At 63.7% G+C, this 17,736-nt stretch carries 17 protein-coding genes and 1 tRNA gene; 9 read left to right on the forward strand and 9 right to left on the reverse strand.

Annotated elements, in window-relative coordinates; genetic code table 11:
• Positions 1-229: 229 nt before the first annotated feature.
• Complete coding sequence (locus K940_RS0124820; protein WP_028479691.1) at positions 230-475, reverse strand: hypothetical protein; 246 nt, start codon at positions 473-475, stop codon at positions 230-232.
• A gap of 198 nt (positions 476-673) precedes the next feature.
• Between K940_RS0124820 and K940_RS0124825 the strand changes: the two genes are divergently transcribed.
• Positions 674-746 (forward strand) — tRNA-Asn (locus K940_RS0124825).
• Between the two features lie 423 nt (positions 747-1,169).
• On the opposite strand, the gene K940_RS32730 is transcribed toward K940_RS0124825, so the two are convergent.
• Together K940_RS32730 and K940_RS0124845 are read right to left on the reverse strand one after the other, a co-directional pair.
• Positions 1,170-1,322, reverse strand: a complete 153-nt coding sequence (locus tag K940_RS32730; RefSeq protein ID WP_155981112.1) for a hypothetical protein — start codon at positions 1,320-1,322, stop codon at positions 1,170-1,172.
• On the reverse strand, positions 1,319-1,504 hold the full coding sequence (locus K940_RS0124845; protein WP_155981113.1) for a hypothetical protein: 186 nt from the start codon (positions 1,502-1,504) through the stop codon (positions 1,319-1,321). Before K940_RS0124845 ends, K940_RS32730 begins: the two co-directional genes overlap by 4 nt.
• A 434-nt stretch (positions 1,505-1,938) precedes the next feature.
• Here K940_RS0124845 and K940_RS30275 point away from each other — a divergent pair, with 434 nt between their 5' ends.
• Together K940_RS30275 and K940_RS0124855 are read left to right on the forward strand one after the other, a co-directional pair.
• On the forward strand, positions 1,939-2,406 hold the full coding sequence (locus tag K940_RS30275; protein ID WP_231390507.1) for a hypothetical protein: 468 nt from the start codon (positions 1,939-1,941) through the stop codon (positions 2,404-2,406).
• A gap of 270 nt (positions 2,407-2,676) precedes the next feature.
• A complete protein-coding gene (locus K940_RS0124855; RefSeq protein WP_231390508.1) occupies positions 2,677-3,648 on the forward strand; it encodes a helix-turn-helix domain-containing protein in 972 nt (323 codons plus the stop codon).
• A gap of 149 nt (positions 3,649-3,797) precedes the next feature.
• Here the strand turns inward: K940_RS0124855 and K940_RS0124865 are convergent, their stop codons facing one another.
• A complete protein-coding gene (locus K940_RS0124865; protein WP_036530283.1) occupies positions 3,798-4,757 on the reverse strand; it encodes an antibiotic biosynthesis monooxygenase in 960 nt (319 codons plus the stop codon).
• 238 nt (positions 4,758-4,995) lie between these two features.
• On the opposite strand from K940_RS0124865, the gene K940_RS30280 reads away from it, so the two are divergent.
• Complete coding sequence (locus tag K940_RS30280; protein WP_051407521.1) at positions 4,996-6,246, forward strand: amidase family protein; 1,251 nt, start codon at positions 4,996-4,998, stop codon at positions 6,244-6,246.
• Between the two features lie 34 nt (positions 6,247-6,280).
• Positions 6,281-6,421, forward strand: a complete 141-nt coding sequence (locus tag K940_RS33335; protein WP_196812361.1) for a hypothetical protein — start codon at positions 6,281-6,283, stop codon at positions 6,419-6,421.
• Between the two features lie 106 nt (positions 6,422-6,527).
• Here the strand turns inward: K940_RS33335 and K940_RS0124880 are convergent, their stop codons facing one another.
• Positions 6,528-8,966, reverse strand: coding sequence for an ATP-dependent RecD-like DNA helicase (locus K940_RS0124880; RefSeq protein ID WP_231390509.1), 2,439 nt, complete (start codon positions 8,964-8,966; stop codon positions 6,528-6,530).
• An 864-nt stretch (positions 8,967-9,830) separates the two neighbouring features.
• Here K940_RS0124880 and K940_RS0124885 point away from each other — a divergent pair.
• The 3 genes from K940_RS0124885 to K940_RS0124895 all read left to right on the forward strand — a co-directional run bounded on the left by K940_RS0124885 (position 9,831) and on the right by K940_RS0124895 (position 12,848).
• A complete protein-coding gene (locus K940_RS0124885; protein ID WP_155981115.1) occupies positions 9,831-10,163 on the forward strand; it encodes a hypothetical protein in 333 nt (110 codons plus the stop codon).
• Positions 10,160-11,098: a DUF4352 domain-containing protein gene (locus K940_RS31215; RefSeq protein WP_051407522.1), complete on the forward strand. Its 939-nt coding sequence runs from the start codon at positions 10,160-10,162 to the stop codon at positions 11,096-11,098. The genes K940_RS0124885 and K940_RS31215 overlap by 4 nt, the downstream gene beginning before the upstream one ends.
• Before the next feature lie 139 nt (positions 11,099-11,237).
• Positions 11,238-12,848 carry a serine/threonine-protein kinase gene (locus K940_RS0124895; RefSeq protein ID WP_028479697.1) on the forward strand — a complete coding sequence of 537 codons (1,611 nt, stop codon included), beginning with the start codon at positions 11,238-11,240 and terminating at the stop codon, positions 12,846-12,848.
• Between the two features lie 330 nt (positions 12,849-13,178).
• Here K940_RS0124895 and K940_RS0124900 read toward each other — a convergent pair whose 3' ends face one another.
• The 4 genes from K940_RS0124900 to K940_RS0124915 all read right to left on the reverse strand — a co-directional run bounded on the left by K940_RS0124900 (position 13,179) and on the right by K940_RS0124915 (position 15,990).
• Positions 13,179-13,874 carry a DUF899 family protein gene (locus tag K940_RS0124900; protein WP_028479698.1) on the reverse strand — a complete coding sequence of 232 codons (696 nt, stop codon included), beginning with the start codon at positions 13,872-13,874 and terminating at the stop codon, positions 13,179-13,181.
• 100 nt (positions 13,875-13,974) lie between these two features.
• Positions 13,975-14,160: a hypothetical protein gene (locus K940_RS0124905; protein ID WP_028479699.1), complete on the reverse strand. Its 186-nt coding sequence runs from the start codon at positions 14,158-14,160 to the stop codon at positions 13,975-13,977.
• 174 nt (positions 14,161-14,334) lie between these two features.
• Positions 14,335-14,988: a helix-turn-helix domain-containing protein gene (locus K940_RS30290; RefSeq protein WP_081706643.1), complete on the reverse strand. Its 654-nt coding sequence runs from the start codon at positions 14,986-14,988 to the stop codon at positions 14,335-14,337.
• Between the two features lie 318 nt (positions 14,989-15,306).
• Positions 15,307-15,990, reverse strand: coding sequence for a TioE family transcriptional regulator (locus K940_RS0124915; RefSeq protein ID WP_051407539.1), 684 nt, complete (start codon positions 15,988-15,990; stop codon positions 15,307-15,309).
• A gap of 90 nt (positions 15,991-16,080) precedes the next feature.
• On the opposite strand from K940_RS0124915, the gene K940_RS0124920 reads away from it, so the two are divergent.
• Positions 16,081-17,250 carry an erythromycin esterase family protein gene (locus K940_RS0124920; protein ID WP_028479701.1) on the forward strand — a complete coding sequence of 390 codons (1,170 nt, stop codon included), beginning with the start codon at positions 16,081-16,083 and terminating at the stop codon, positions 17,248-17,250.
• Positions 17,251-17,736: the final 486 nt, after the last annotated feature.

Genomic DNA, 17,736 nt, shown 5'->3' on the forward strand with positions numbered 1-17,736 from the left:
GTCTCTCTGGCGCTGCTTCGAACTGCCGAAAGCATGAACGCCCTGTCAGCGGATCCGATGGTCATTTTGCCGATGCCAGCAAATCAGCGTCGAGCCCGGCGCCGTCGCTATCAGTGCCGATCTCGACTCACACCATGATCACGGAGGGATGGAGTACTGGCCCACGTCCGATATCGCCCTGTCCAGATGGTCCGGGCGCGACAGCTCGCACCTCGATGAGGTGGTGTGCTCAGCGTCGCAGCTGATCGTGCGGCACCAGCACGGTGGTCCGCTCGTCGAGCGGTTCCATCGGCTCCAGTACGGGGCGGGTGCTGAGCCTGTCCGATAGTCTCTGCCTGCCGACGAGGACGAGCTTGCGGGTCACCGGGCTCGCGGCTACCGCGCGAGTCGCCGCGCTGATCTGCTCGTAGCGAGCTCGCCCAGCCTTGCTGCCGAGCACGTACCCCGCCGCTACGCCGATGATCAACCGCAGCATCTCGATGTGCTCCTCCCAGTCGCCCGTTTGCCGCCCCTATCCTGCCCGACGCCCCACGAGGCTGTCGATCCGGATACCCACTACCAACTCCCGCGCGATTTCGTACAACTCAGCAGGTAGCGAAGCGATTTGGGCTCCGCTCGGCCATGCGCTAAAGTTGTTGTCAGGTCATCCCCGGTCGGGATGATCCGCCAATATTCCCCTATAGCTCAATTGGCAGAGCAGCCGACTGTTAATCGGCAGGTTTCTGGTTCGAGTCCAGATGGGGGAGCAATTATCAGCAGCAAAGCTGTGTTTCGCTTCTTGGATTCGATCCCGAGGCACGAAAACGACATGGTTTTGGACAAGGTGTTTTTCGATGCACCAATGCCGGGTGGTTTGCTCTGAATTTCCTACCGGAATATGGTAGCAGCTTGCAGTTCGATGGGAGTCCGGGCTGTGTCACTCGGAATGGGGCGTAAGAAAGTTGCGGAGATTTCGTCCCATCGTCGTGTGACGAACAATCAGCTTGTAATCGAAAGATCCTGACCCGTTCGGTCAGTGGGTCCAGAGCGGCGCGATCCTCGCCGTCGTGACGAGTATGCGGGAACCATCGCATTCGAGTTCAGCAGTGCGTTGCGGGGCGGGAATCTCGCCGAAACCTTCGTCCTCAACCGCTACCGCAAGCGAACACCATAGGGCCGGTGGGTGCCGACTACTCGCCGTCCTCGTCCTCGATCCGCTGCCGGATTCCCTCCACGGACCGGTCTTTCGGGATGTGCTCGGGCCACAGGATCGCGGTCACCAGCACCACCAAGGGCAGGCCGATCACGGCCACCCACCCGAGGATGATCCATCCACTAGTCATCGAATTGTACTGTTCCACAAGATGATCAGTTCCATGTCGATCACTGGTAGAGGCACGGCCGCGATGGCCGACAGGGCATCGGGGTGGAATTCGTCCAGTTCGTCTACGCGGATCGGCCACCCGTCCAGGCCGACCATCGACCATGTGCCGTCGCTGTGCTGGAGGTACCGCCCGGTGTTCATCGCTGAGTCCATATGGTCCGTGCATCCGGCTACACAGTTGGTAGGCACCCGCCACCGGGGACTCTGTGAGGGCACGGCGTCTACCCAGCGGCGGGCTGAAATAGACGCTATGTGTGCGAAACCAGTCCGAACTGGCTTACGGTGTTGACAGGTGTTTTCAGTCGGGAGCTGGGGCACATGGAACCAGGGGCGATGCTTCGGGCCGCGCGAGAAGCGGCGGGGGTAGCGCTGCGTGAAATCGCCCGGCGAGCCCACTGGCAGTGCTCCCGGCGGTGCAGGGCATAGCGACGATGGCGGAGTCCTTCGCTGACTCCGCGCGGTCGAGCGTAGCCGGTAGGGCGGCGGGAATCGCTTCGGAGATAGCCCAGTACCGAGGATGGCTGGAGCACGCGACCGGTGCCGACACCGCCTGTCGGAAGAGTCTTCGCAAGGCGGTGGATCTGGCTATCGAGTCCGGCGACCCTGACCGCCTGGTGCATGGTTTGTCGTTCACCGCGTACGTGGATCTGGAACGAGGAGACTGGGCCGAGTCCGCTGCTCTGTCGGACGCGGCCCTCCGGGTGCCCGGAGTCCATCCACTGATCGGTGTTTACGAGCGCTTCCAGCGCGCCCGTGTCCATGCGGTGAACGGTGAGCCATGCGAAGCGCAGCGCCTACTGGTGATGGCCGACAAGACGGCAGACTCGGCTGCGGCGGAAGGCGCTCCGGACGCCGGATATTGGTACACCCCTGGATTCTTCGGACTCCAGCGTGCCCGCGTACTGCGGACCCTGGGGCGGGTCGACCGGTCACGGGATGAGGTCGAAGCGGCAGTGGACGCGCTACCGGTCGAGCACCGCCGCTCGGAGTGGGCGGCGAAGTGGAGACGGGCGGCGGAGGGGGAAGCGGATGTTCCCCACTGACCATGCCCCTGTGCGTGCCCGGATAGAGCGCATGGATTCGGCTGGAAAACTGCGGACGCCACCCTCTTCTGAAACCACGAAAAATGTTGCAGAGAAGCATAACTGCGGACATCGTCGGGCGTGGTCCTGTGCAGTTGGTCGTCTGAAAGTTATGGTCTGTCCCATCCGGCTACACAGTTGGTAAGCACCCGCCGGACTCGACCCGACGCCAGGTGCTGGGGAAAGTGTTTTCCTCCAGCGTCGTTCGCTGAACAGGTTTACTGTTTGCTTGTGTCTACCGATGCGGGAGTGGCGGGCGAACTGCTGCGGGAGCTGCGCATGGTCGCGGGGATCAGGTTACGCCGGATGGCTGGCCGAACTTCCTTCACTCCCGGCTATCTATCGCTCGTCGAGACCGGACAGCGACCCGTCACAGCCACGGTGCTCGAGGCGTATCGGTCGGTGCTGTGCGACCCCGTGCTGGGACTCGATGCTGTCGACCTGGAACGGCTCGGCTCGACCGTGGGCCACCCGTCGAGCGCGGGCCGCGCGGGGTTGGCGGACCTCACGGTCGTCCTCGAGCGCACTCGGCACCTCGAGGACGTCGCCGGGGCGGCGTCCGTCGTGCAGCTGGTCCGCGGCATGGACACCACCGCGCGCACCCTGGCACGCCACCGTGCAGGCGGCTCAGCGTCGGCCAGTCTTGCATCCGAAGTCGCCTGCTACCGTGGCTGGCTGGAACAGACCACGAATCGGGGGCACCTGGCGGACCGGATCCTGGGGGATGCTGTGAAGCTCGCCGAGGACGGTGACGACCCATCACAGCTTGCGCACGCGCGCAGCTTCCGCGCCGACACCGCTCGCCACAACGGCGATCTGCGGCGCGCGGTCGACCTGACCGAGTCGGCGATAGCCGTCACGCGGGCGCACCCGATTCTCGGTGTCTACGACCGCTTCCAGCGGGCCGAGCTGCTCGCGCTGCAAGGTGATCGTCGCCGGGCCGCGCGGGCACTGAAGCACGCCGACGCCGCAGCCGCCGCGACGGAGGGCATCGACCTTCCCTCGTTCGGCTACTGGTACACCCCAGGGTTCTGGGGCCTCGAGCGCGGCATTGTGCTGGCGGCGATGGGCAACATGGCGGACGCGATCCGGGAAGCCGAAGATGGGTACGCGGCTCTGCCGGACGGGCACAAGGGCACCGACTGGGCGCGCTCGATGCTCACCCAGATCGACCCGGAGATGAGCACGGGCGCCACCACATAGTTGGTGAATCCGCGACAAATTCAGACCCGTTCGGTGGTCATCCGAAAGTTCACCGGCGGGTTTCTGGTTCGACTCCATACGGAGGAGGATCCCGACCACGTGCTGGTGGGCGTTCACCCGTGACCCTCACTAGTATGCAGGCTGAGCCGTCACGAAAGAACGAGGTCGAGGAACCCGAAGAACGAAACAGACACGGCCCATCCCAGGACGACGATCCCGACACCGGCGAGTTGCCGGGTCGTGGTGCGCACTCGACTGGGGATGAGCCAAAAGGCCAAGAATCTGTTGACCACCGGCATAGCGATCCAGGTCAAAGCCGCGACACTCAGCGCGGACTCGACGAACAACTGCACGAACACAGGTGTCCCGATATCGCCGAGTGCGGACCCGCCGTACGACAAGAACACCACTATCGGATAGAGCGCGAGGAGTACCGCAAAGGCCTGCTTCCAGTTGGGGGGAACGTCCGGGGCCATCCCTTTGTCCCCCTTGTCGAATCGGAACCAGCCGCTGAAGCCGGATGCGACTTTGCGCACCTGATAGATGGCGAAATTCTGGCGTCCTACCTCGAGCTGTTCGGTGTAGACGTCGGATTTCAGCCAATTGTCGAGATCTCCACGGGTGTCGAAACGGATGAGCGTGACCCAACGTTCCTGGATGCCCGCCACGGGCTCGAAGACCTCCGAACCCGTGAAACCAGGGAAGGTCCTCGCTGCCTCGAGGACCTCGTCCCGCCAATGCTCGTAGTCTCGCTCACGGCCCGGCAGCACTTCGTGCGAGATGATCGCGGTAACGGGCCTTCGATGGGCGGGCGCACCGCCGAGCAGGACGTCCTGGATGCGTTGGTCGACGATCAGGGCATCCCCCTCCTCGAGCAAGGACCTCCGCACATCCGAGTGAAGCCAGGCCGTGAGCTGTTCGGGCTGCGAGAATCGGAAGGCGATCACCCATTGCTCGCCCTCGCCCGATTCGGGCGGATGGACTTGCGTCGCCTCACAGCCGGTGAAGTCGGTCGCCGCAGCGATCACCCTGTCCTGCCAACGCCGATACTCCTCGGTCAGGCCAGGGCGAACGTTCACCGACACCACCAGCGTGGCACCTTCTGTCATACGCTCCATGCCTTTCTCGGGATCCGATGTGTTCGTTCGTCCGGACAGTCATCGACCAGCAGGAGCAGCGGTTGCGGGCCGCGATGCCGATAGCCGCGCTGCTGGTATCGACTTCATCAGTTTCGGAGAATCTCGAGGGGGAATCAGCCGTGGTGAGCGATGTACAGGATGGCTTTGCGAACCCGACTCGACTACCCCATCACCTTCGTACGCCTTCCAGGAGAAGGAGTGGACGATCATGACAGAAGCCGAAGAAGACCTCCATTGCTGGGTGCCCACCTCGGCACCTCGGCCTGCGCGATGTGCGGGCGGGCTCAGCGGTCACTCGGTCGCGGTGAAGGACATGATCGCGCTCGCTGGGCACAGATCTTCCTACGGCCTCGCCGCGTGGCGAGCGACTCATCCACCCAGTGAGACGACAGCCCCGGTACTCGAGCGCCTTCTCGACGCGGGCGCGGCGATCGCCGGTGTGGGCAAACTCGATGAACTGGCCTACTCGCTGGAAGGCAATACCGGGGAGGGTATAGCTCCGCTGAATCCCCGTTACCCGGACCGTTTCGCCGGGGGATCGTCCTCGGGTCCCGCATCAGCCGTGGCCGGCCGAGCGGTCGACATCGGTCTGGGCACGGATACCGCGGGATCGATACGCGTCCCGTCGGCAGGCTGTGGATTGTTCGGCCTGCGTCCCACGCATGGGGTACTGGACACCACCGGAGTGCTCCCGCTGGCCCCGTCGTTCGACACAGTGGGCTTGATGTGTATCGACCCGGCACTGCTCGCCCAGAGCTTCGCCATCGCCTGCGGCGACGGGACCGACCGGCCTCGGCGAGAGATCTCGCGTATCCGCTTTCCCCGAGACTGCGTGAGCCTCGCCTGCGAGGAGGCGGCGCGAGCCATCCGGTCGACAGTGGAAACCTTGTCCGAGGTGCTCGGCTGCGCTGTCGACACCTCCTTCGCCTTCGCGGACTTCGTCTCCGATGAGTCGGCCTCGATGTTCGCGAATCTGGTGGACAGAGAGATCTGGCAGACCCACGGTGCATGGGTACGCGAGCACAGGGACGCATTCCACCCCCTCATCGCCGGACGGCTGCGGCACGCCGAAAAGGTCAGCGATATGCCCGCCGATCAACAGCGGGCCGAAGAGCGGACCCGGGAGGTCTACCGCGAACGTATGAACAGCATCGTCGAGGACGGATCGGTAATCGTGCTTCCGGTCATGCCGCATCTGCCGCCCTCCCGGCACGCCGACGACGCGGAACTGGCGGCCTACCGGCTGACGACCTTCCGGCTGACTGCGCCCGCCGGCCTGTCCGGGTGCCCACAACTCGTCGTTCCGACGAGCGGACGGGCTTTCGGCGTGGGCATCCTGGCCGGGCACAATGCCGAATCAGCCCTGTTGGATGCGGCCGTACGCTACGCCGACAGCGGCGGCACGCAGAGCCTCCGGCCCCGGAGGCCAGCAACGCACGGAAGAAGGTTTGTGACCTGAGCAGTGCCTCGGTCACCACCTCGCCGATCGCCTGATGGCATCGGCACTCGGCACCATCGACCTGCTCGCAAGGCTCCCCGGCATGACTGCCTACATCGGCGGCAGTCATCTTTGTACGGATGCGACTTCACTGCCCGCACTGGGGTTCGCGAACTGGCTCGGCGCGAGTCTGTAGCGTCGGACTCTTGTACTGTCCCCGGATCAACGCGTGCGAATTCTCCTGCCGAGTCGGATTCCTGTCTGGGTGTAGACAAATCCGCCGAGGATTCAGTCGCGATTGCCTACGGCCGCTGACGAGCTCTCTGGCGCCTCGGCCGCGCTGACACGGGTCTCACGTCACGGCGCACCCTCAGCAGGTGCTCGTCTTTTGTGTTCTCACGGATCGTGAGGCCGCTCAAGATTCGTTGCTGCGTTTCCGGTGTCCAGAACACCTCGAGGCGCTTACGGGCTCGGGTGATCGCGGTGTAGAAGATGTTGTGGGAGATGCTCTCCTCGTTGGCGTCCGTGATGACAACCTTGACGGAGTCGTACTCGAGACCTTGTGCCTTGTGGATCGAGATGGCATACGCGATCTGGAAGGGTACGATCGTATGGACTGTGTCGTCGTCATCATCGGTGTTCCCGCGCTCGTAGACGTGGAATCGAACGGTCGAGCCCTCGATCCAGCGCAGATCAGTGTGGTGCACCTGGTCTGCCGTAATGTCTAGTTCGAGCCTCACGTCGAATGTGATGCGGCCGCGCACGTGATCGATCTTTACGATCTCGCCTTTCAAGTTGTTGAAGATCACTGGCCGAAACCGGTCGGTTTCGTTGAAGAGCACGGGGTCACCGACCTTGTAGGTGCGCTCGCTCCAGGTCACAGCGGGATTGGGGTTGTTCGCCTGTAGGAAGCGATTCACATTGTTGATGCCGTAAAGTCCGTCGTAGTTCAAGCAGAGCACGATCTCGTCGGCACCGTGGTGTTGGAAGAGCGAGCCGCCCAGCACCTTCGAGTAGCCGTTCTTGGATAGTGACTCCTCGATGCGGTCATCCAGACTTCGTACCCTGCTCCACAAGGTGAGCAATTCCTCGTCGGTCGTCCTGAAGGGCTTGGTCAGCTCGAAGACCGATTGTTCCGGGATATATGAACGGATGATATTGAACCAGTTACCGAACTCGATCGACTCGATCTGGTATACGTCGCCCACGAGCACGAGTAGGTCGAAGGAGGTGTTCTCGAGTACTTTGAGCAGACTAGCGTTGCTCACGATGCTGCATTCATCAATTACGAGGACGTCGTACCGTTTGTCGAACGTTGAGCTGCTGTACACGTGCTTGCTGATCGTGCTGAACTCCGTGTTCGGTGCCCCTACCAGATGCTTCAGGTTGTCGACGGCCGGGTTCGTGTGTGCGAGGTAGAGTTTGGACTTGTCGGCGAAGTAGCTGGCGATGTTCTTCACCATCGTCGACTTCCCTGTGCCGGCCGCGCCATAGATGAGCGCGATCTTTGAGTGTTCGAAAAGCGCTTTCAACGCGTCGGCCTTCAGCTGGTCGTCGATGGCATTGGGGTGCGCTTCGATCCACAGCTGCACGTCTTTGCGGTGTTCATCGACGCCTCTAGAAGCAATTCTTTGTAGATTTTGGATGATCGTGACAGTGTCGTCCTCGTATCCGACGATGAACACATGCCCGTTCGCGTGTGCCAGCTTCCGGGGTGCGTGTCGAGTGGTAGGCGGGAGTTCACGATTGTAGCGGTTGATCAGTTCGTCGACGTCACCCAAGTCTTCGAGTTCTGAGACCGGTGTGTAGATGGCACCGTGCTTCTCGACGTTGTTCCTGACGCGGCGCGCCAGCAACTCGTGCTGTCGGCTCGTCGCGTTCAAACTTTCCGCGAGGTCGGCAAAGGAGGGGTTGTGCCGACGCGGCGAAGTGCAGTACGGCATCGTGTCGAACGGCCGACACCCTGGCGACAACCAAAGGTCTGACAGTGCTGCGCACGCAGTCTCGCCGAGTTGCGCTTTGATGATTTGGTTGTTCATCCGAAGCATCAGATACCGCAGTAGACGCGAACCCGGCCGATTCTGGCGGATCAGCGCACGGGCCTGGTCGAGCGCGGGGAAGATCAGCGCAGTTCGTCGGGAGTCATCGAGAACCCAGGTGCGGATTTGGACGTAGCGCGCCTCGGTCATGTCTACGAGATCGAGAAGATTGGAGTGGGTGACCGTGAGGTACTGCATCAGGTTGCGGTACTCGGTGTGGCTTGACAGGACGTGAATCGTCCGACCGAGGATGCTCGCAAAGTGATCGAACTCGCAGGGGCGGATCGACACATCCCACGAACGGATGACGACGATCGGCATCATGTGGCCGAGCACGGTGATCGAATCGCTCGCCAGCTCCAGGTAGGCAGCGTACTTGTCGGTGACGTCGATGTCGGTGAATCCGATGATGCGATCGAACTTACTAGTCCGATTGTGAGCGAGGTGAAAGGTGACCTCGTAGTAGATATGGCCGCCAACGAAGAATGGCCGCGAACTGTGGATGTAGTAACGCTCGCGGCGCTGGTTCGACGACGGCATCATTCGCAGTACTTTGATGCGTACCGCGATCTTTTCGTGGTACTCGCGAAGGGACGGGTCGAGGTCGACCGGGAACTTCTCCAGGCTGCCGAGAAGTGTGATGCCCAATTGCTTTCTCGCGATCTCGCGAGTTCGAAGCAAGTACTCATAGTACTTCAGCATCAGACGTTCCGATGGGTCACGGTCCAGCGTGTAGTGTGAAGCGCTCGTTTGGAGTAGATTGTGAAACCGGCTCAGGGGCCGCCACTTGGCGGTCGCCCTGACCGTATCCAACGCCGGTCCCACCTTGGCGTAGTGAAATTCAGTCGAAGGATCGTTGACGTGCGCCCAGACAGTGAGGCCCTCGACGAGATTTCGTAGCTGCGCGAGCAAGTTCTGTGACAGGAATCCTCGCTCGTCCGCAAGGCTGTCCAGATTCTGACATATCACTCTGTCCGCGCCGCGCACCTGCTGTTCTACTGACGCCATCGCTCCCACTCACTTCTCAGAAAACACATCTGGGCTCGCCGGCGCCACGGTCTGCGTCGGCGACGGCCGCATCTCCCTCCCACCCGCCCGCCCGCCCGCCCGCGCGTCCTCGCTTGCCCGCTGCCCTGGCAGTGAATAGCCTCCGGGGCAACACGTTCGGACAATTCAAGGGGGGCGCGTGGTCGGGCCGGAGACCCGTGCAGTCTTCCGGATCGTACGTACGGTAGACGTGGGCTGACAAATGCGGGGTGACCGGGTTCCTGGCCTGCCGAGAGGGTCGACGTCCTGGCCAGGTCGACACAGTCTTCCGGCGCAGCTGGATCAGCGGGTTCAGCGCCTGATCAGCTGCCGCAGTTGGGTTTTCGACTATTCGGCATACGCTTCACGCGCTCGTCTTGTTCGCTCAGGAGGGGGATTTCATGGATCGCGACCGGCGATCGATCCACGGCCATCGCGGAATTCGGGTGTCATCGTCGTCGATAAGCGGCTGGTGTGGGCTTGGCTCCCGATGGTGTTCGTCATTGTCGCGGCGATCGCGGCGTTTTACCATGGATCAGCGTGTTCGGGTTCACCGCCAATGGTATCGACGCGGACGGGAAGGTCACTGTCGTCATGGCGACATTGGCTGGTGTCTCCACGATCGCGCACGCCTTTTGGCGAGCAGGGAAGCTGCCAGCGGCATGGATGACGGTGCTGTTTGGGCTCGGCATCTTCCGTGTCGGGACGTACGACCTGGTCCGGGTGATGAAGGGCATTCGTGACAGCGGTCCGTTGGGGAGTGCCATCAGTCTCGGCATAGGTCTGTTCCTCACCGCTATTTCGGGAGTCGCGCTGACGGCGATCGCCGACTGGTCGCTGACTGCTATCGCACGAGACGCGACGCGGCGGTGACGACCGTCGGCAACGGTCGCGTGGCCTTCGCGGTCTTCGGTGCCGCCACCCTGGTTCTGGTTGCCGCGGTAGCCACCGGCCTGTGGACAGACAAGGACGACAACGAGGATCGGGCGCAGTCACCGATCGGCACGACGACTACGCAATCGGCCCCCGAGGAGGCGCTGACCACGACGGCCCAGGGGAACGGGCTGGAGCTGACGGCCATCGACCTCGAAACAGAACCCGTGGCAGATAGATTCAGCAAACCCGACCCCGGTAAACACTTCGAAGCCGTCCGAGTGCGGGTTCAGAATATCGGCAGCGCCGGTGCGAAGGTGAATCCGATGTTCTTTACCGCGGTCGGCGACAACGGCGAGCAATACGACGTGGGGCTGCTCGACGACACCGAGCGCGATCCGTTTCGAAGTGGCACACTCGCGCCCGGCGACACTCGATCGGGATTCGTACTGTTCCAACTTCCCGAAGGAGTGCATATCGCCAAGCTCCACCTGGCGACCGCGCCGTTCAGCACGTCTGTGCTCAGCGTCAAAGTTCCTCCCGCCGTAGCGAAACCATCGACCGTGGCACCGCAACCGTCGTCCGAGATCCGCACGACAATGCCCGAACCTGCCCCGCCGGTCGTCCCGATGCCGACGAAGACCACGGCCCCGAGTACGCCACCGGCGACCACACCGGTAGCCGGGGCATTCTGCGATGAATCCCGATCTGGCCGCTTCGGTACGGCCGCGGATGGAACGTGGTTGGTGTGTATCTTCATGGGCAATGGTCAATTCCGATGGGTCCACTCCGCGCCCATCGTCCCCGAAACCCACGAGGTCGGTGAATCGTGCGATTCGGCCGAATACCTAGGAAAACTCGCGCGGACCTCCGATGGAAGGTCAGTGATGTGCTCGGGCTCGAGCGGCAACGGCGAGTGGGTTGCCGGTCCCTGACCTGAACCTATCCGGCCCGCAGCCGCGCGCCTCGAACGCCGTGCCGAACGGTTCCGCGTGAACCGCCCCGACGCTGGGGTCGGCTCTCGCGCGGGCACCGCGCAAACCATAGGCTTGCGCGGTGAATTCCGGGAGGACGATGGTTGACGGGCGTTTCGAGTTGATCGATCCGCTCGGTAGTGGCGGCATGGGGACGGTATGGCGGGCGTACGACGTCGCCTTGCATCGTGAGGTGGCGCTGAAGGAGGTACGGGCGGCCGAGCCGAATGGGGTGGCGAGTGTGCAGCGCGAGCGGGTGTTGCGGGAGGCTCGGGCACTGGCCCGAATCGGTCACCCGAATGTGGTGGCAATCCATCACATCGTGGATTCGCCCGCGGAAACCCATCCCTGGATCGTCATGGAATTGGTGCGGGGTCGATCGCTCGCAGATCACCTCGCGGCCGGACCGATGGCTCCGGCGTGGACGGCGCGGATCGGCCAGGGGATTCTCGCAGGCCTGCGTGCCACACACGCGGCGGGCGTACTACACCGCGACATCAAACCGGCGAATGTCCTCATGCGCGAGGATGGTGCACCGGTACTGACCGATTTCGGGATCGCGGCGATCGACGGGCTGGAAGGACTCACTTCCAGCGGCAGTGTTGTCGGCTCGCTGGACTATGTCGCGCCGGAGCGGCTCGGCGGCCTGGAGGGCCATCCGGCCTCGGATCTGTGGTCGTTGGGGCTGCTGTTGTATGCCGCGGTGGAGGGCTATCACCCGCTGCGCCGCGAAACGTCGGTCGCTACGCTGGCGGCCGTCATGGCGGGTGACGTGCCTGCGCCTCGGCAGGCGGGGCCGCTGGCACCGGTCTTGCGGGCTGTGCTGGTGCCCGATCCGGACCGTAGGCCATCGGCCGAGCATGTGGACCGGATGCTGTCCCAGGCGTTCGCCGGATCATCAGGGCCGTGGGTTGTTCCGCCGGTGCCTTCGAGCCTGTCGGCTCCAATGATGCCGTCGGGACCATCCGCGCATTCGGTGTCCGATCCGCACACCGGGACGACCAGTCCGCCGCGACGGCTGTGGTCGGGACCATCCGCGCATTCGGTGGCTGATCCGCACACCGGGACGACCAGTCCGCCGCGACGGCTGTGGATCGTGGCGGTTCTCGTGGTCGTGGTTTGCGCCACGGTGGTCGCGGCGTTTGCACTGTGGCCTCGAGCTGCCAGAACGAGCGCGTCCGCCGGATCGGGTGAGTCGTCCAGCGTACCGACCTTCTTCGTCCAGCCGCCCTCCGAGTCCACCTCCCCGAGCGCACCGCAGGTCGGTGACCTGCTCACCCCAGATGGAATCCTGCGCGCGATCACCGCTCTCGAACAGGTCACCGGCGGAGAGCGATTCACAGAAACGACGTTCTACCCGACCTTCGTCGACACCGGTGCGCCGCTGCAAGACCAGCCAACCCTGTACGACGAATTCACCTACCGCGAAGGCAAAGCCCACCATGTGGGTCCCGGTGGCGAGCTCACCGAGACGGAGACGGTGAACCTGCGCTCGGTCGAGTGGGGCGCTCTCCCGGCGCTCTTCCAGACGGCTCAGGACGAACTCGGCATTCCTGAGCCGACCTCCCGCTACGTCATCGTCGATCCGGCCTGGACCTTCAACGAGGACAAACCTACGGTGCTGGTGTATTTGGCCGACGACTACGGCGGCGCCTACCTGGCCGCCGATGTAGACGGCTCGGTGGTGGAGCTGATGCCGCGTGAGCGATGAGCCGTAGGAGCACCGGTCGATCGGTCTCGATGCCGCGGCAACACAGCGTATTCGTGTGTCGGCTTGCTGCGCAGGAAAAGAGCACAGGGTTTGCCCCGTGCAAGCGGGTCGGGGGACAGCGAAGGGACAGTGACAGGCGACCTGAACCGAGCGGCGATCGACGGAACTGGCCTCACCTCCTGCATCCGCTCGGACGATTCGGCAACCCGGTGTCGTTGAAAGTATTTGTCGAGTCAGGCGCGGTCACCGTGCCTGAGGTGGTTGTATGCGGGTTGCGACCAGTAGACGCCATCAATCGGAACAGCTTTGAGCTGGCCAACGGACTTGTGGTCAGTGGGCATCGTCGCCGTAGAGTTTTGCTATATCCGGCGAGTCCAGCCAGCCCGAGTAGGTCGGCCGGGAGGGCCACCCTTCGGGGGAGTCCAGCCACTCTTCTTGGCGACCCCAGGGCAGCAGGTCGATGAGCGGGAACGTGTGGCTCAGTTGTTCGGTGCCTCGACCGTTGGTGTGCCAGGTGCGGTACACGGTGTCCCCATGCCGCATGAACACGTTCACTGCGAACCCTTCTCCTGGGGGCGCGTCGACGTCGGCGGCGAACGAGCTCTCCGAGGACGAGTACCAGTCCATCGCGTTGCCGACCCTGGCTTTGTAGGCGAGAGCCTCGTCGATCGGTCCATTGGTGACGATGACGAATCGCGCGTCGTAGAGGTCGAGGAAGTCCAATCGGGTGAACTGCGACGTGAAGCCGGTGCACCCGCCGCACTGCCAGGTCGCGCCGTCTGTCCACATGTGGTTGTAGACGATCAGCTGGGATCGGCCGTCGAACACCTCGGCCAGTCGGACGGGGCCGTTCGCGCCGATCAGGACATAGTCGGGCATTTCTACCATGGGAAGCCGACGCCGTTGCGCGGCGATGGCGTCGAGTTCACGGGTGGCGGCTTTTTCCCTCGCACGCAGTTCATCGAGCGCAGCGCGCCACGTCGATTGGTCGACCACAGGTGGCTTGGCGTACTCGGGGGTTGTCATCGGATACTCCTCACGGTGGGCTGTCTTGTAGGTGAAGACTTGAATATCGGCCGAAACTCATCGCTGTGATCACCGCGCCGACGGCGTCTGTTGTGCCGGGTCAGTCGTGGTACTCGTCGATCACTGCACCCATCGCGACGAACTCGGCAGTCAGGCACTCGACCGACGGGGTCGATATGGACACCTTACGGCCGGAAATGGCCGTGACGACTGTGCCGATAGCCAGCTCCCCGCTCGTGTCGAGGACCGAGACGAGGTTCGACCTGCTTTTGCCACGATCCAACATAGGTACGCCCCATCGGTCGATGACGGTCGGCGCCCATCGTCGAGGAACCGGAGGTTCGGCTGTGTCCCGGCTGCGGGACCGGTTAGAAGCCTTGCGCAAGCAATAGGCTTGCCACTATGGCACTTTCGGAGGCGAAGGTGCGAAGTGCCACATCAGTACTCGAGCCGGACTACCTCAGCGAGTTCTCGCATCTCCGGTGTGAGTGTCCGGCGCTTGGTGATGATGCGGCTCAGGATGTCTCGCGCCATCCGCTGCTACGATCAACAACCAGCACAGTGTGATGACGGCAGAGGCCGCATCCAGTGCATTACCCGCGGACTCCGCGTCCGTCAGCGAGCGATTCAGCGCCAGTCGAGCGGGTTCGAGTTGGCGAGTCTGCACCAGCACCGACCCTGTCAGTTGCAGTACTCGTGAGCGTAGCAGGGGAGGGGCGGCATTGCCGTCCTGAATCGAACCCGGCAGAACCTGGGCGAGCCCTCCGTACTCGTTGTCGTGATACAGCCGCGTGGCATGTGCCAAAGCCGCTTCCAGGCCAGGTACTGGCATCGCGTCGTCATCCGCAGGTTGTGCGAGCGCGTCTCGGGTGGGCACCCACAGGGCGCCAGTGCTCCCATCGCCTGGAATGATGGGAGCTGGACCGAGTAGAGCTGTCAGCGGGCAATCGAGTCCAACAGCAAGTCGGCGCAGGGTGGCTATCCGGGCGTCTTCACGTTCGCCTTGCTCGATCTTGCGAATGAGAGACACGGACACACCGGCAGACTCCGCAAGCTCGCGTTGGGTGAGTCCGTGCCGCTTACGGCGGTTCTGGAGCCTTTCCCCGAGGTCCATGTGTACAGGCTAGCCGCGCTGGACAGCTCCCGTACTTTCCCGGAACAGACGCCTTGGATTTTCGACGTGCTTCTGCCACGATCCAACGTGCTTACGTAGTCCGGCAGGAGTTGTCGACTGTGTAGCGGAACGAATGAACCAGGCTTTCCAGCGCCGCTCTACCTTTCGTCGCGTCGGCCAATGAGGGACGGCCGATGTCGATCGGAGGGCTGCTCGGGTTGGGTGCCGTATACGCAGCCCAGCTTCGTGGCACCTGTGACTGTAAGGCTGTAGGTGTGCGGTCGCTTTCGGCGCCGCCGTTGGCCGTGACTCGTTCTATCAGGATTCGCAGGCACGGACGTAGACGTCCAAGTGTGCGGCGCCCTCGAGCATGGCGCGGGCCCGAGCGGATAGGCGGGCCTGCCAGTCGCGCAGGGTCGACTCCAGCGGGGCAACGCCGCCGGCGGAGCGGACCTGATCGATCAACGGGGCGATCTGCTCCAGCAGGTAGCCGCCTCGCCTGAGCTGGTGGGCCAGCCGGATGTCCCGCACGTCGGCTGCGCTGTAGATCCGGTATCCGGTCTGCGGATCACGGCGCGGCCGGACCAGCCCGGCGCCCTCCCATTTGCGCAGGGTGGCAGGGCGCAGGCCGAGCCGTCTGGCCAGGGGGCCGATGAACGTGTCTCCGCCTTGCTGCGGTACTGGCGCCAGATCGCGGAGCGCAGCGTCGACGGCCTCGAGGGTGCGGCGGTCATCGAGGAGGTGGCCGTGGCTGCTGTCGATGAGCCGCAGCGCGTCTTCGGTCGCACCTCGGTTGACCGCCCGCATGATCGACGTGGCGGTCTGGTGACCGTGCCCGGGCACGAGGGCGAGGAACGCGCGCAGGGCTTGCGCGTGCAGCGGCGTGTAGATGCGGTAGCCGTGGACGGTGCGTTCGGCGGGGGGCAGGATGCCGGCGTCCTCGTAGTTTCTGATCGCCTGGGTGGACAGGCGGTGCTCGCGCGCTAGGTCGACTGGCCTCATGGGATGCATCACCGATTGAAGGTTTTCCGCGATAAACGCGGCAATTTCATAGAAACTTTTCACGGTCGGTTCAACGATATCGTATAAGGAATGAATATCCAGGACACGGCCCGGCAACTCGACGGGCCGAGCATCTCGACATTCCTGCGGTCGCTTCCAGCCCGACCCGTTCTCCTCGGCCTGGGCGAGGCCAGGCACTTCGTGGGAGAACTGGGAGAGTTGCGCAACGAGATCTTCCGGTATCTGGTCGAGCACGAGGGCTACCGGTCGTTCGCCATCGAGAGCGATTGCTTGATGGGGCTCGTGGTGGACGACTACATCACCACCGGCGTGGGCACGCTCGATGACATCATGAAACGCGGCTTCAGCCATAGCTTCGGCACGGCACCGGGCAACCGCGACCTCGTGCGCTGGATGCGGGCGTACAACGAGGAGCACGACGAGAAGCTGCGGTTCTTCGGGTTCGACGGCCCCCTCGAGTACTGGGCGGCAAGCCCACGCCAGGCGCTTACCGCCCTCTACGACCTCCTCGACGCCCCGCTGCCCTGTGGCCGCGAAACCCTCGACGATTTGCTGGGCAGGGACGACCGGTGGTCGAACGAGGACGCGTTCATGGACCCGTCCGAGTCGATCGGCCAGTCCGTCGACGCGCAACGGCTACGGGTGATCGCCGACGACCTGGTGGCGCTGCTCGACACACAGGCGCCGCACCTGAGCACCGAGGAGAGGTGGCGGGCCGAACTGTACGGGCGCACCGCCATCGGCCTGCTCCGCTACCACCGCTGGATGGCCGACACGTCGCCGGCCCGGATATCCCGGCTGTCGGCCCTGCGAGACGCGATGATGGCCGCCAACCTTCGTGCTGCCGCCGAGCACGGCCCAGCCCTGGTCTTCGCCCACAACCTCCACCTCCAGCGGAACAAAAGCTTCCTGTCGCTCGGCGACCGACAGGTGGAAATGTGGAGCGCAGGAGCAATCACCGCGGCACACCTGGGCGACCGGTACGCCTACCTGGCCTCGGCTTTCGGTGCTGTCGGTGACAACACTCCGCCTCAGGACACAGTCGAGGGCATCCTGGCCACGCTCCCATGGGACAACTCCCTCGTCGACGCCCGCCGTCTGGCCCAGGCAGTCACAAGGCCCGCCCCGCGCATCTCCCATGACTTCGCCTATTTCCCGCTGGACCCAGCGCAGCTCGACACGATCGACGGTGTCGTGTTTCTCGAGCATGCGCTCGAACTGGGTTGGTGGCCGAGTTGACAGCGCGCGTGCGTCTCAGTCGGCCTGACACGCACGTACCGCCACGTGCGATAGTCAGGTCGTCAGCACACTGCATTGCGCGCCGATACTGCTCCGGCCGCGACAGTCCGCCTGCCGCGTCACCCCTCACCCAAGTCGTGAAGCCCTTCCACGCCGGGGATTCCAGCAACTCGGCGCATTCTCGAGCCGCCCGGGCCGCCAGCAGCGGCAGGCCACGCCCACCGAGCCGCTTGGTCGTCCACACCGCCGAGCTGTAGCAGGTGATCATGCCCAGCAACGCCTCACGGCGACGCTCCGGGACACGGGCGTAGGCCCCATGCAATTCGCCCAGTAGGTCGGGCATGAGGTCGGTTTGCGCCGCGTAATCGGATGTGCCTTGCGCGTATTCGCTCAGGCGTCGAATGTCGGCCGCGATGAGCTTCGAGGGTGCGGCGATTCTCCAATGCCTTTTCGCCGCGCTGTCCGAGAATCCGCTGCTACCAATGG

The sequence above is a fragment of the Nocardia sp. CNY236 genome, assembly GCF_000482385.1.
Lineage (GTDB): Bacteria > Actinomycetota > Actinomycetes > Mycobacteriales > Mycobacteriaceae > Nocardia.